Origin of the sequence: Streptomyces sp. NPDC013187 (genome assembly GCF_042899705.1) — a bacterium.
Classification (GTDB): domain Bacteria; phylum Actinomycetota; class Actinomycetes; order Streptomycetales; family Streptomycetaceae; genus Streptomyces; species Streptomyces hawaiiensis_A.
This window is the reverse complement of record NZ_JBIBAF010000013.1, coordinates 250179-264384: the sequence shown is the minus strand read 5'-3', so window position 1 is coordinate 264384 and position 14206 is coordinate 250179. Positions and strand designations below refer to the sequence as shown.

Sequence of the window (14206 nt, the reverse complement as noted above, 5' to 3'; positions counted from 1 at the left end):
GAAGTACTCACCGTGACCACCACGACCGACCTGGTGTCGTACGAAGACGCACTCGCGTCGTACGACCCCGTCATGGGCCTCGAGGTCCATGTCGAACTCGGCACCAAGACCAAGATGTTCTGCGGCTGCTCGACCGCCCTCGGCCAGGACGCCAACACGCAGACCTGCCCGGTCTGCCTCGGCCTGCCCGGCGCGCTCCCGGTCGTCAACGCGACCGGCGTCGAGTCCGCCATCAAGATCGGCCTCGCGCTCAACTGCGAGATCGCCGAGTGGTGCCGCTTCGCCCGGAAGAACTACTTCTATCCGGACATGCCGAAGAACTTCCAGACCTCCCAGTACGACGAGCCGATCGCCTTCAACGGCTACCTCGACGTGCAGCTGGAGGACGGCGAGACCTTCCGCGTGGAGATCGAGCGCGCCCACATGGAGGAGGACACCGGCAAGTCGACGCACGTCGGCGGCGCCACCGGCCGCATCCACGGCGCCTCGCACTCGCTGCTGGACTACAACCGCGCCGGCATCCCCCTCATCGAGATCGTCACCAAGCCGATCGAGGGCGCGGGCGAGCGCGCCCCCGAGGTCGCGCGGGCCTACGTCCGTGAGCTGCGCGAGCTCATCAAGGCGCTCGGCGTCTCCGAGGCCCGGATGGAGATGGGCCAGATGCGCTGCGACGTGAACCTGTCGCTGCGCCCGCACGGCACCGAGAAGTTCGGCACCCGCTCGGAGACGAAGAACGTCAACTCGCTCCGCTCCGTGGAGCGCGCGGCACGCTTCGAGATCCAGCGGCACGCGGCCGTCCTGTCCTCCGGCGGCACGATCATCCAGGAAACCCGCCACTTCCACGAGGACACGGGGTCCACGACCTCGGGCCGCGTGAAGGAGGAGGCCGAGGACTACCGGTACTTCCCGGAGCCCGACCTCGTCCCGGTCGCCCCGTCCCGTGAATGGGTCGAGGAGATCCGCGCCGGGCTGCCCGAACTGCCGCTGGTCCGCCGCAACCGGCTCCGCGAGGAGTGGGGTGTGTCGGCCACCGACATGCAGGCGATCCTCAACGCCGGGGCGCTGGAGCCGATCGTCGCCACGATCGAGGCCGGGGCCGACGCCGCCTCCGCCCGCAAGTGGTGGATGGGCGAGCTGGCCCGCAGCGCCAACGAGTCGGGCAAGGCGCTCGACGAGCTGGCGATCACGCCGGCGCAGGTCGCCCGGGTCACCGAGCTCGTCGCGAAGGGCGACCTGAACGACAAGCTGGCCCGGCAGGTCATCGAGGGCGTCCTCGCGGGCGAGGGCACCCCGGACGAGGTCGTCGACAAGCGCGGTCTGAAGGTCGTCTCCGACGAGGGCGCCCTCACCACCGCCGTCGAGGAGGCCATCGCCGGCAACCCGGGCGTCGCGGACAAGATCCGTGGCGGCAAGGTGGCCGCGGCCGGTGCCCTGGTCGGCGCGGTCATGAAGGCGACCCGGGGTCAGGCCGACGCGGCGCGCGTCAAGGAGCTGATCCTGGAGAAGCTGGGCGTCAGCGAGGGCTGACCTCCCGTGGACCCGACGAGGGGGGACGCACCGGACCCGGTGCGTCCCCCCTCGTCATTCATTCAGAGGCGGCGGCCGACGACCCGGACGAAGCCCAGCGTCTCGCCCCGGTCGAGGCGCAGCATCTCGGCGCACTGGCCGGCCATCCGGATGTGCCACTCGTCCGTGTGCTCCTCGGCCACGACCTCGCACCAGCGCAGCCAGTCGCGCCAGCCGTCCTCCAGCCAGTCCGCGGTCTCGACCTCCACCGCCCCGCTGCGGGTCCAGTGGCGCCGCCACCAGGCCGCCGTGTGAAAGCACCAGAAGCCGGGCTCCCAGTACGGCTTGAGGTGCTCCGGCGGCTCCACGCCGTCGATCTCCTCGCGCAGCGCCGGTACGACGACGCCGATCCGCCCGCCGGGCTTCAGCAGCCGCGTCAGCTCGGGCAGGTACAGGTCGTCGGTGCCGAAGTACTGGTACGCGTCGATGCTCACGATCGCGTCGAAGCTGCTCTCGCCGAACGGCAGGTCGTGCGCCTCGGCGGACACGGGCAGGACGCGGTCGGCGACGCCCGCCTCTGCGATGCGCCCGGCGTTCTCGTCGGGCTTGATCCACAGGTCGGCGGCCACGATTTGGGCGCCGTACTCCCTGGCGAGGAAGATCGACGTCATGGCGCGGCCGCAGCCCAGGTCGAGCACGCGGGAGCCGGGGCTCAGGGTGTCGAGCCCCAGGGCGGGGGCCAGCCACTCCAGCAGCCACAGCGCGTGCGGGCCCATCTGGTTGTCGATGGTCCAGCGGGCGTCGTAGCCGTTGCTGCGGGGGTAGCCGGGGTGGCTCACACGGTCAGCGAGGGGGTCGTTCGAGGTCCGGGAAGTGATGTCCGACATCGGTGAACGGGCTCCTTGAGTCCTTGAGGAAGAACGGGGATGCGGAGGAGCTCGGTCGGACCGTCAAACAACGCACCTGCTTCGGCCGGGCGGCGAGAGGCCGCGGGTGTTTCCTCGGACCGACGGACGCTAACAGGCGGCCCGGCGGCCCCGCATCCGGTTTTCCCCGCGCGGCGCGCTACCGTCTCGGCCATGAGTGGACGTCCTGATTCCGACACCGATCCCGAGAGCGCGGACTCGGAGGCGGCCGCCGGGCAGGACGGGAGCGACGACCCGGCCGGGACCGAGGAAGACGCGCGCCGGGCCCGCTGGACGGCGACGGGCACCGGCGCCGCACTGACCCTGGCCGGTCTCGCCGCGGCGCTGCTCCGCCTCACCCGCTCCGCTCCGGCACTCGTCCCGGCCGCCTACGCCGGCGGGGCCGCCCTGTGCGCCGCCGCCACCGTGCTGGGCTCCCGCGGCCGCACCCGGCGTGCCCTGTGGCTGCTGATCGCGGGCGTGATGGTGATGGCGCTGGGGGATCAGTTCGACTGAGCCCGGCCGTTGTGAATAAGCCCACGAAACAGACAAATGATCTCGTCCGTTTGTAAGAGTGGCAGCGCATTGCTCATGCGTTCTTTGCTGGCCGTTCAGTTCATCTACGACTGTTCCCGGTCAAAGATCCACACAAGGCAACTCCGGGAGCACGTTTCGTGGCAGCCCTCGCACGCTGGTGCGTCCAGCGCCGTCTGGTCAGCGTCCTGCTGTGGCTCCTCGCGTTCGCGGGGGTCGCCGCGGGCGCCGCCGTCGCCGGCACCACGTACTCGAACGACTACCAGGTCCCCGGTACCGAGTCGGGCCGCGCCACCGAGCTGCTGCACGAGGGCTTCCCGCGGCTCGGCGGTGACAGCGACACCGTCGTCTGGCACACCACCTCCGGCAGCGTCCGCGCCGCCGACGTCGAGCAGACGATGACCCGCACCCTGGACCGGATCGAGGACCTCCCCGGCGTGGCCTCGGTCACCAGCCCCTACGACGGACCCGGCACGGGCCGCATCAGCGAGGACGGCCGCACGGCGTACGCCTCGGTCACCTTCGACGACCAGGCCGAGGACATAGCCAAGGGCGAGGCACAGGCCCTCGTCGACACCGCGAAGAGCGCCGAGACCGACGGGCTCCAGGTGGAGCTGGGCGGCAGCGCCGTCGCGCTCACCGAGTCCTCCGGCGGGCACATGGCCGAGATCGTCGGCGTGATCGTCGCCGCGGTGGTGCTGTTCCTCGCCTTCGGCTCGCTCGCCGCGTCCCTGCTGCCCATCGCCACCGCGCTGGTCGGCGTCGGCACCGCCTACGCCGGGATCGTGCTGCTCGGGCACGCCATGACCGTCGCCGACTTCGCCCCCATGCTGGGCATGCTCGTCGGGCTGGGCGTCGGCATCGACTACGCGCTGTTCATCGTCACCCGGCACCGGCGCGGGCTCAAACGCGGACTGTCCGTCACCGAGGCCGCCACGAACGCCGTCGCGACCACGGGACGGGCGGTCGTCTTCGCGGGTGCCACCGTTTGCATCGCTCTGCTGGGCATGCTGATCCTCCGACTGAGCTTCCTCAACGGCGTCGCCGTCGCGGCCAGCCTCACCGTGCTCCTCACCGTCGCCGCCTCCGTGACCCTGCTGCCCGCCCTGCTCTCCTTCATAGGCATGCGCGCGCTCAGCCGCCGTGAACGCCGCCGCCTCGCCGAACACGGCCCCGAACCCGAGGTGCCCACCGGCTTCGCGGCCCGCTGGTCGGCCTTCGTGGAACGCCATCCCAAGATGCTCGGCGCGGTCGCCCTGGTCGTCATGGCCGTCCTCGCGCTGCCCACCCTCTCCCTGCACCTGGGCACCTCCGACCAGGGCAACGGCCCGAAGACGGCGACCACCCGCCAGGCCTACGACCTGCTCGCCGAGGGCTTCGGCCCCGGAGTCAACGGCCCGCTCACCCTCGTCACGAAGGTCGACGGCGCCGACGACAAGCTCGCATTGGACAACCTCGACGGCACCCTCCGCGCCACCGACGGCGTCGCCTCGGTGACCCCGGTGACGTTCGACTCCGGCGGCCGGACCGCCTACCTCACCGTCGTACCGGAGTCCTCCCCGCAGTCGAAGCAGACCAGCGACCTCGTCGACCGGCTGCGCGGGGAGGTGCTGCCGCGTGCCGAGTCGGGCACCGCGCTCGACATCCAGGTGGGCGGCATGACGGCCGGCTACGACGACTTCGCCGACGTCATCGTCTCCAAACTGCCCGTCTTCGTCGGGGTCGTCATCGGCCTGGGGTGCCTGCTGCTCCTGCTCGCCTTCCGGTCGATCGGCATCCCGCTGAAGGCCGCCGCGATGAACGTCGCCGCCGTGGCCTCCGCCTTCGGGGTGGTGGTCGCGATCTTCCAGTGGGGCTGGGGCAGCGAACTGCTCGGTCTCGGCAGCGCGGGGCCGATCGAACCCTTCCTGCCCGTGATCATGGTGTCGGTGCTCTTCGGCCTCTCCATGGACTACCAGGTCTTCCTGGTCAGCCGGATGTACGAGGAGTGGCTGGAGACCGGTGACAACCGGCGGGCGGTGCGCGTCGGGCTCGCCGAGACCAGCCGGGTGATCAACTCGGCGGCCGTCATCATGATCTCCGTCTTCCTCGCCTTCGTGCTCAGCGGCGACCGGGTGATCGCCATGTTCGGCATCGCCCTGGCCGCCGCCGTCGCCCTGGACGCCTTCGTGCTGCGCACGCTCCTCGTCCCGGCCCTGATGCACCTGCTCGGCGGGGCCAACTGGTGGCTGCCCCGCTGGCTGGACAAGCGCATGCCGCGCATCAGCATCGAGCCGCCCGAGAGCCGTGCCGCCCATGAGAGGCTGGCCGCCGCGACGGACGCCGAGGTGGCGGACGTCCTGGCGGAGGAGGAGCGGCAGCGGGATGTACGCGATATCCCTGGGTGACGACGCCGAGCTGAGGCCCCTCGAACCCTGGCACGCCGGGGAGTTCCTGACGCACCTGGAGCGGGGACGGGAGTTCATCGGGCGGTACATCCCGTTCGGGACGACCGAGACGGACCTGCCCTCGGCCCGCGCGAAGCTCCAGCGCTACGCCGACATGCGCGCCGCCGACACCGGCTCCTTGCACGGCCTGTGGCTGGAGGGCACGCTGGTGGGCGGGGTGCTGTTCCTCAACTTCGACGCGGCGACCGGCAACTGCGAGGTCGGCTGCTGGCTGGAGCCGGCCGCGACGGGCCGGGGCCTGGTCACCCGCGCGATGCGGGTCCTCATCGACTGGGCCGTCGAACAGCGCGGCATCCACCGCGTCGAGTGGGTCGCCGCGTCACTCAATCAGCCCAGCCTGAACGTGGCGCGCCGCCTCGGGATGACCCGCGACGGTGTCCGACGCGAGGCCCACCCCTATGGTGGCGTACGGCACGATCTCGAAGTCTGGTCCGTGCTGGCGCCCGAGTGGCGCGCCGCACGCGCGCGTGCGGCTCACAACGATCATTAAGAGACTTCTCAGACAGCGACCCTACGGTGCGAGACATGGCAACGAACGCAGTGGACGAGACCGAGGCCACCAAGGCCACGACCGATGAGAAGGCGGTGGACACCACCACGTCCGACGAGGTGCCCCAGACCGAGGTCCCGGCCGCGGCCGACGACGCGCCGGCCAAGGAGGAGAGCCCCTCCGGCGTCGGCCAGGGCGCCGCCGCCGTGGTCTCCGCCGCGCTGGGCGTCGTCTCGCTCACCGGCAGCTGGATCGGCACCGTCGCCTCCGCGCGCCAGAACCTCGTCGGCCAGCTGGAGACCGCGCAGAACGCGGGCGTGGCCCAGCAGATCCAGGCGGTCTACGGCGACGCCTGGCAGACCACCGCCCTGTGGGGCGGCCTGTTCGCGCTGATCGCGCTGGTCGTCGGCGTCGTGACGCTGGCCCGGCCCGCCTTCGGCACGCCGGGCAGGGTCCAGGCCCCCTGGATCAAGTCCGTCGCCTGGGCGGGAGTCGCGCTCGGCGTCATCGGCCTGTTCCTGGCCGTCCTCAAGTACACCGGCGTCCTGCTCGGACTGCCGTCCGCGAGCTGAGCGCCCGAGAGCCGAGAGCCCGCAGGTCTTGAGGGGTCTTAGGCGGTTCCGTGAGCACCTTACGGAGCCCCTGAGGCCCCTCAGCCGCGTCTAAGGCACCGTGCGCCCGCCGAAGATGCGGAACTCTCCCGATGTGGCGGCCCCGCCTGGGAGACGAGAGTGAGGTCATCGCGGAAAACCCTCCGCGACCGGCCTCTCCTCGAAGGACACACCATGTACGAGTACGAGCTCCAGCAGATGCGCACCTCCGACCTCATCCGCCGGGCCGACCACGCCCGTCTGGTCCGCGAGGCCGCCCGGGCCCGCCGCGCGACCCGTCACGAAGGAGGCGGAGACTCCGCCGAGCACGAGAGCCATAGCCGCCGCTTCCGCCGGCTCCGGGCCGCCCGGACGGCGTGAACACCACGGCGGGACCGGCCGCCGCCGTGGCCGTCCGGGGAGGTGACCGACCGGACCGGTCCGGGGCGTGCGGTCGCCTCCCCGGGACGGCCGACGCCGTGGCCGTCCGGGGAGCAGCGGCCGTCGTTCGCAGAGGAACGGCGGCCGCTGCTCCGCCCGTTCGACGGAAAACGGGTCCCACGCCGTCGGACCCGCATGCGATGCTCGGGCCTGTGGAGACCCAGTCCGTCAGCCCCGTCTTCGTCGGCCGTGCCGAGGAACTGGGCACGCTGTACGACGCCCTCGCGCGCGCCTGCGAGGGCGAGCCGCAGGCGCTGCTCCTCGGCGGGGAGGCCGGGGTCGGCAAGACCCGCCTCGTCGAGGAGTTCGCCGCCGCCGCCCGCCGCCGAGGGGCGGTGGTCGCACTCGGCGGGTGCGTGGAGATCGGCGCCGACGGGCTGCCCTTCGCCCCTTTCTCCACCGCGCTGCGCGCCCTGCGCCGCGAACTGCCCCGTGAGCTGGCCGCCGCTTCCGCCGGCCAGGAGGAGGAGCTGGCCCGGCTGCTGCCCGAGCTGGGCGAGTCGCGGGCCGGGCGGCACGACGAGGACGGCATGGCCCGCCTCTTCGAGCTCACCGCCCGCCTGCTGGAGCGCGTCGCCGCCGAGCACACCGTCGTCCTCGCCCTGGAGGACCTGCACTGGGCCGACGCCTCCACCCGGCATCTGCTCTCCTACCTCGTCCGTACCCTGCGCACCGGCCGCCTCGTCGTCCTCGCCAGCTACCGCTCCGACGACATCCACCGCCGCCACCCGCTCAGGCCGCTGCTCGCCGAACTCGACCGGCTCCGCACGATCCGCCGCCTCGAACTCGCTCGCTTCAACCGCGACGAGGTGGGCCGCCAGGTCGCCGGCATCCTCGCCCACGAACCCGAGCCGGACCGAGTCGACGCGATCTTCCAGCGCTCCGACGGCAACGCCTTCTTCGTCGAGGAACTCGCCGTCGCCGACCACGAGGGCTGCCGCACAGGCCTGACCGACTCCCTGCGCGACCTGCTCCTCGTCCGTGTCGAGGGGCTGCCGGAGTTCGCCCAGCAGGTCGCCCGGATCGTCGCCGAGGGCGGCTCCACCGTCGAGTACCGGCTGCTGGCCGCCGTCGCCCGGCTCGCCGAGGACGACCTCATCGAGGCACTGCGGGCCGCCGTGAACGCGAGCATCCTCGCCCCCGCACCCGGCGGCGACGGCTACCGCTTCCGCCACTCCCTGGTCCGCGAGGCCGTCAGCGACGACCTGCTCCCCGGCGAACGCTCCCGCCTCAACCGCCGCTACGCCGAAGCCCTGGAGACCGACCCGTCCCTCGTCCCCGCCGACCAGCGGGCGACCCGCCTGGCCAGCTACTGGTACCACGCCCACGACGCCGCCAAGGCCCTGCCCGCCGTCCTCGAAGCCTCCGTCGAGGCCCGCCGCCGCCACGCCTACTCCGAGCAGCTCCGGCTCCTGGAGAGGGCGATGGAACTGTGGGACTCCGCTCCCGAGGCCGTACGCGGCGCCCTGCGCCCCGTCGACTACACCGAGGTCTATCCCCCCTGCGGCTGCGACCCCGCCACCACCGCGCTGCGCCACCTGGACCTGCTGGCCGAGGCGGCCGTGGCGGGACGGCTCTGCGGGGAACGCGAACGCGCCCTGAAGATCACCAAGCGGGCACTGCGCCTGCTGGAGGACGAGGACGATCCGTCCGCAAGCTCCCAACTGCGTTCCAGCAGGGGGGACCCCCAGCGCGCCGCCTGGTTCTGGATCCAGCGTTCCCGGCTGGTCCAGCGGCTCGCCCGGGGCGACGGCTGGCAGGAGATCGCCACCGCGCAGGAGCTGGTCCGCGGCCTGCCGCCGTCCGAGGTGCACGCCGAGGTACTGGCCACGGCCGCCCACTGGTCGATGCTCCGTGAGCCCGGCCCGGAGACCCTGACGGCCGCCGAGCGGGCCGTCGAGTACGCGCGCATGGTGGGCGCCGACGAGATCGAGTCCAACGCGCGGCTCACCCTCGGCGGGCTCATGGTCGAGGCCGGACAGATCGAAGCCGGGCTGGCCCACATGTACGAGGTCCGGGACGAGGTGGTCGCCCGGAGTCTGGTCGTCGTCGTCGGCCGCAGTCATGTGAACCTGCCCTCCACACTGGAGGGCATCGGACGCTCCGAGGAGGCCGTGACCATCCTGCGCGAGGGCCTGCGGCTCACCTCCAGGATGGGCCTGACGGAGTCCGAGGGCTGGGTGTGGGGCAACCTCGCCGAGTCGCTCATCTCCCTCGGCCGCTGGGACGAGGCCGCCGAGGCGGCCGTCAGCGCCCAGCGGGTGGGGCAGACGGCCGGGCCGTACGGGGCGGGCGCCAACAGCCAGGCGTTCCTCGCCCTGGCCCGCGGTCAGGTGTCCGAGGCCGCCCGCCACCTCGCCGAGGCCCGCGCATCCTACGGCCCGCACGACCCCATGCCGCAGCACGACCTGCCGATCTCCTGCCTCGCCGTCGCCGTCGCCGCCGCAGAGGGCCGCCTGGCCGACGCCCGCGCCGAACTGGCCCGCACCCTCGCCTCCGGCTTCCCGCTCGGCACCCAGCGCTACGCCTGGCCGCTGCTGCTCCAGGCGGCCACCGCCGAGGCCGACGCCCGGGCGCTGCCCGCCGCCCGCGAGGGCCGCGAGCAGGTCCTGGACGCCGTCTTCTCCGCCGTCAAGCGCCTCACCACCCACGCCCCCGTCTGGCTCGCCCACGAGCGGTGGGTCCGCGCCGAACTCCATCGCGCCGAGGGCCGGAGCACCACGGCCACCTGGTCGGACGTGGTCACCGCCTTCGAACCCCTGGGACGGCCCTACGACCTCGCCCGCGTCCGGTACCGCCTGGCCGAGTCCCTGCTGACGGGCGCCGGCGAGGACGAGCGCGGCCGTGCCACGGAACTGCTGCGGCTCACCCACACCGTAGCCCGTCACCTCGGCGCACGGCCGCTCGAGGACGCCGCCACCGCGCTCGCCCGGCGCGCCCGCCTCCCGCTCACGCCCGCCACGGACCCCGGCCCCGCCGACCCCGCCGACGCCCTCGGCCTCACCACCCGAGAACGGGACGTCCTGCGCCTGGTCACCGCGGGTCACACCAACCGCCGCATAGCGGAGGAGCTGTTCATCTCACCCAAGACCGCGAGTGTGCACGTCTCGAACATCCTGGGGAAGCTCGGCGTCTCCGGGCGCGGCGAGGCGGCGGCGGTGGCGCACCGGCTGGGGCTGTTCCCGGCCGACATGGTCATGCCCGGTCCCGCGGGCTGAGGCATACGCTGTCAGGGACGTCGCGGGTCCCGCGGCCCAGGGAGGCACCGTTGTTCAACGTGTTCGAGGAACTGTTCTCGCCCGGGCGCAAGCACACCCGCGACGAGCAGAAACGCCTGGAACTGACCCGGGAGGACGTCGGGGACGGCGATCCCGGACGCGGACCGATAGATCTCGCGTCCGGGAAGGTCGTCGTACGCCCGCCCCGGGAGCACGAGGACGGCGAGGAAGGCGAGGAAGGCGAGCGGGAGTAGCCCATCGCTCGCGCGGGCCGCTCGGCTACCGGGTCATCTCCGGCGAGCCCAGGCCCGCGCTGCTGGAATCGTCCGACCGGCACGGCGGGCCAGGGCGACCCCCGCGTGTTCCCGGGGCTACTTCACCCGCAGTTCCAGGATCCGGTCGTCGCCGTCCTTCGGGCTGCCCCGGCCGTCCGTGTTGCTGGTGACGAGCCAGAGCCTGTCGCCGCCCGCCGTGACGACCGTGCGCAGCCGCCCGTACTCGTCCTCCAGGAACGCCTGTGGCTCCGCCGAGGCCGCCGTGCCGTTCAGCGGTACGCGCCACAGCCGCTTGCCCCGCAGGCCCGCCATCCAGATCGACCCCTCGGCGTGGGCGATGCCGCTGGGGGAGGCCTCGGCAGTGGTCCACTGGTCGACCGGGTTGTGGAACCGCTTGTCGTCGGACCGGCCCTCGGCCCCCGGCCAGCCGTAGTTGCCACCCGGCTTGATCGCGTTCAGCTCGTCCCAGGTGTCCTGCCCGAACTCCGAGGCGAACAGCCGCTGCTCGCCGTCCCAGGCCAGGCCCTGCACATTGCGGTGGCCGTAGGAGTACACCGGCGAGTCCGGGAACGGGTTGCCCGGCGCCGGTTCGCCCTCCGGGGTCAGACGCAGGATCTTGCCGCCCACGGAGTCCTTGTCCTGGGACAGGCCCGTGTCGCCGCTCTCGCCGGTACCCACGTACAGCATCTTGTCCGGGCCGAACGCGATACGCCCGCCGTTGTGGATGAAGCCCTTGGGGATGCCCTTGAAGACCGTGTCGGGAGCGCCGAGCTGCTCGCCGGAGGGCTTCTGCCCGTCGTAGATCATGCGGACGACGCGGTTGTCGGACGCCGAGGTGAAGTACGCGTAGACCATGCGGTCCGAGGCGTAGTCGGGAGACAGGGCGATCCCGAGCAGGCCGCCCTCGCCGGCCGCCGAGACCCCCGGCACCTCGCCCAGTTCGGTCTTCTTGCCGGTCTTCTCGTCGACCCGGACGATGGTCCCCTCGTCCCGGGAGGCGACGAGCAGGCCGCCCCCCGGCAGCGGAGCGAGGCCCCAGGGGGAGTCCAGGCCCTCGGCGACGGTACGCACCACTTTCACGGAACCCTGGGCGGGGGGTGTCTCCTCGGCGGCCTGCCGCGGCGGTGCGGACGACCCCGGCGCCGTACGGCTCGGTGAGGCGCTGTCGTTCTTGCCGGACGGCCCTCCTTCGTCGGAGGAGCAACCGGCCGTCAGCAGGAGCGCGGCGGCGGCCAGCACGGCCGGGACGGCTCGACGTTGCACGATCATGGTCCCTTCGACGGGGCAGGTCCTTCTCCCTGTCATACACCGCTCGCGGCTCCAGGGTTCCCGATCACGCAACGCCGTAGCGGGAACACGCGCTTTGCCCGAAACGCACCGGGGCACCAAGGGGCTCCTCAGTCCCAGGACCCCTGGGCCGGCGGCAGCGCGGCTATCTCCCTGAGATCGTCCGGGGTCAGGCGCACGTCCGCCGCCGCCGTGTTCTCCGTGACCCAGCGCTCCTGCTTCGTGCCGGGGACCGGGACCACGTGCGGGCCTTGGGCGAGCACCCACGCGAGGGCGATCTGGGCGGGCGTGACGCCCGTGCCGTGCCGGCGGGCCACGCGGCGCAGGCCCACGACGAACGGCTGGTTCGCGGCCATCATCTCGGCCGTGAAGCGGGGGTGCCGGGCGCGCGGGTCGTCCGCCTCGAACCCCGCGCCGGGGCGCAGCCTGCCGGTCAGGAAGCCGTTGCCCAGCGGCATCGCGGCGAGGAACCCGACCCCCCGCGTCCGGCACCACGGCAGCAGGGCCTCCAGCGCCTCCGGCGACCACACCGACAGCTCCGCCTCCACCGCGCTCACCGGGAAGACCTGCTGCATCCGCTCCAGCTGCCGGATCGTTCCGTCGTGCAGCCGGGCCCCGGCACGGCGACCGGCTCGCGCGCCCACCGCGCACAGGCCCAACGCCCGTACCTTCCCGGCCTGGACGAGCTCCGCCATCGCGCCCCAGGTCTCCTCGACCGGCACCTCGGGGTCGGCCCGGTGCAGCTGGTAGAGGTCTATGACGTCCGTCTGCAGCCGCCGCAGCGACGCGTCGCAGGCCCGCTTCACATACCCGGGGCGGCCGTTGGCCACGATGTGCTGGTCGCCCACGAGCAGCCCGACCTTCGTCGACACGAAGGCGTCGGACCGCCGCTCCTTCAACGCCCGCCCCACCAGCAGCTCGTTGGTGAAGGGGCCGTACATGTCGGCCGTGTCCAGCAGGGACGCACCCAGGTCGAGCGCCCGGTGCACCGCCCTGAGCGACTCGTCGCCCCGCCGCCGCGACGCACTGTAGGCCCAGCTCATCGGCATGCACCCGAGTCCGACGGCCCCCACCGCGAGCGCCGCCGCGCCGATCGTCCTGCGCTCCACCTGGTCGTGACCCTCCCTGTTCGAGCCACCCCAACCTAACCTCTGCCGTCACACGCTCCTGACATAGCCTCCAGAGCATGACTGCTGACGTGTGGCTGCCCATCCCGCCGGACGAGATCGACGGACTCCCCGAGGGCCCGGACTACCGTTTCTGGAACGGCGAGGAGGACTTCCCCGCGGACCCGGCCGACTGCGCCTTCTACGTCGTCCCCTACATGAAGCCCAGCCCGCTGTGCGTGCGGCCCATGGGGCGGATGAGCAACGTCCGGGTCGTGCAGACCCTCTCCGCCGGGATCGACCACGTGGAGCCGGGGCTCGGGCAGCTGCCCGGGGGTGTGCGGCTGTGCAATGCGCGGGGGGTGCACGAGGCCAGCACCGGCGAGCTCACCCTCGCGCTGATCCTGGCCTCGCTGCGCGGCATCCCCGACTTCGTCCGCGCGCAGGACCGAGGGGAGTGGCTCGGCGGGTTCCGGCCCGCGCTCGCCGACAGAAACGTCCTCATCGTGGGATACGGCTCGATCGGCGAGGCCATCGAGGACCGGCTCGTTCCGTTCGAGGTGGCGCGGGTGGCGCGCGTTGCGCGCTCCGAGCGCACCACGGCGCGCGGTCCTGTGCATCCGCTCACCGACCTTCCCGCGCTGCTGCCGGAAGCGGACGTCGTGATCCTCTCCACCCCGCTCACCGAAGCCACCCGCGGCCTGGCCGGCGCCGACTTCCTGTCACGGATGAAGGACGGCGCGCTCCTCGTCAACGTCGCCCGCGGCCCCGTGGTCGACACCAAGGCCCTGCTCGCCGAGCTGGAGACCGGCCGCATCACCGCCGCCCTCGACGTCACCGACCCGGAGCCGCTGGCGCGCGAACACCCCCTGTGGCGTGCGCCGGGGGTACTCATCAGCCCCCATGTCGGCGGACCCACCTCCGCGTTCCTTCCGCGCGCCAAGCGGCTCCTGGTGGACCAGTTGAACCGCTATGTGAACCGGGAGCCGCTCCGCAACGTGATCCTCACGACGGGTGCATCAACCGACTGAGAGACCTTCGCGTACCGTCCGCAATCCTTCGGGTGCGGTGGGTACTCATATATCTGTTGATCGTCACGGAGCGTAGAGAACCTATGTCCCTGAGTGACGAGACTGGTGTATCGTCCCGACAGGGGCTGCGCCGGGGACCGATCGGCGCCGGGGACGGACACTTCAGACTGTGAGGGGGGCGACGGGCGATGCACGGCCTATGGACGAGCGATCCGACGGGGCGGGGCTGCCGGCGGCGACCCTGGCGGACGGCCGCGGGCAGACGCGGTCAGCACGCCGATCACGTCGGCCACCACACCCACCACAGCGAACACCACACCGACCACCACACCGATCGCAGGCATCACCGCAGGTCCGGCAGGAGCGGGAGGCATGC

12 protein-coding genes are annotated in these 14206 nt (G+C 72.3%); 9 read left to right on the top strand and 3 right to left on the bottom strand.

Features of this window, described 5'->3' with window-relative positions; all coding sequences use genetic code 11:
- The first annotated feature begins 12 nt into the window (after positions 1–12).
- Positions 13–1527 carry an Asp-tRNA(Asn)/Glu-tRNA(Gln) amidotransferase subunit GatB gene (gene gatB, locus ACFY5B_RS27705; protein ID WP_389973993.1) on the top strand — a complete coding sequence of 505 codons (1515 nt, stop codon included), beginning with the start codon at positions 13–15 and terminating at the stop codon, positions 1525–1527.
- A 62-nt stretch (positions 1528–1589) separates the two neighbouring features.
- On the opposite strand, the gene ACFY5B_RS27700 is transcribed toward gatB, so the two are convergent.
- A complete protein-coding gene (locus ACFY5B_RS27700; RefSeq protein ID WP_389973990.1) occupies positions 1590–2393 on the bottom strand; it encodes an SAM-dependent methyltransferase in 804 nt (267 codons plus the stop codon).
- Between the two features lie 192 nt (positions 2394–2585).
- On the opposite strand from ACFY5B_RS27700, the gene ACFY5B_RS27695 reads away from it, so the two are divergent.
- The 7 genes from ACFY5B_RS27695 to ACFY5B_RS27665 all read left to right on the top strand — a co-directional run bounded on the left by ACFY5B_RS27695 (position 2586) and on the right by ACFY5B_RS27665 (position 10385).
- A complete protein-coding gene (locus ACFY5B_RS27695; protein WP_389973987.1) occupies positions 2586–2927 on the top strand; it encodes a hypothetical protein in 342 nt (113 codons plus the stop codon).
- 158 nt (positions 2928–3085) lie between these two features.
- A complete protein-coding gene (locus ACFY5B_RS27690) occupies positions 3086–5332 on the top strand; it encodes an MMPL family transporter (RefSeq protein ID WP_389973984.1) in 2247 nt (748 codons plus the stop codon).
- Positions 5310–5882, top strand: coding sequence for a GNAT family N-acetyltransferase (locus ACFY5B_RS27685; RefSeq protein ID WP_389973981.1), 573 nt, complete (start codon positions 5310–5312; stop codon positions 5880–5882). The genes ACFY5B_RS27690 and ACFY5B_RS27685 overlap by 23 nt, the downstream gene beginning before the upstream one ends.
- Positions 5883–5917: 35 nt before the next feature.
- Positions 5918–6454, top strand: coding sequence for a hypothetical protein (locus ACFY5B_RS27680; RefSeq protein ID WP_389973978.1), 537 nt, complete (start codon positions 5918–5920; stop codon positions 6452–6454).
- Positions 6455–6667: 213 nt separating this feature from the next.
- Positions 6668–6853 carry a hypothetical protein gene (locus tag ACFY5B_RS27675; protein ID WP_389973975.1) on the top strand — a complete coding sequence of 62 codons (186 nt, stop codon included), beginning with the start codon at positions 6668–6670 and terminating at the stop codon, positions 6851–6853.
- 200 nt (positions 6854–7053) lie between these two features.
- Positions 7054–10131: an AAA family ATPase gene (locus ACFY5B_RS27670; protein WP_389973972.1), complete on the top strand. Its 3078-nt coding sequence runs from the start codon at positions 7054–7056 to the stop codon at positions 10129–10131.
- Between the two features lie 50 nt (positions 10132–10181).
- On the top strand, positions 10182–10385 hold the full coding sequence (locus ACFY5B_RS27665; protein ID WP_389973969.1) for a DUF6191 domain-containing protein: 204 nt from the start codon (positions 10182–10184) through the stop codon (positions 10383–10385).
- A 117-nt stretch (positions 10386–10502) separates the two neighbouring features.
- Here ACFY5B_RS27665 and ACFY5B_RS27660 read toward each other — a convergent pair whose 3' ends face one another.
- On the bottom strand, positions 10503–11675 hold the full coding sequence (locus ACFY5B_RS27660; protein ID WP_389973966.1) for a PQQ-dependent sugar dehydrogenase: 1173 nt from the start codon (positions 11673–11675) through the stop codon (positions 10503–10505).
- Positions 11676–11803: 128 nt separating this feature from the next.
- A complete protein-coding gene (locus tag ACFY5B_RS27655; RefSeq protein ID WP_389973964.1) occupies positions 11804–12802 on the bottom strand; it encodes an aldo/keto reductase in 999 nt (332 codons plus the stop codon).
- Positions 12803–12879: 77 nt separating this feature from the next.
- Here ACFY5B_RS27655 and ACFY5B_RS27650 point away from each other — a divergent pair, with 77 nt between their 5' ends.
- Complete coding sequence (locus ACFY5B_RS27650; protein ID WP_389973961.1) at positions 12880–13830, top strand: 2-hydroxyacid dehydrogenase; 951 nt, start codon at positions 12880–12882, stop codon at positions 13828–13830.
- Positions 13831–14206: the final 376 nt, after the last annotated feature.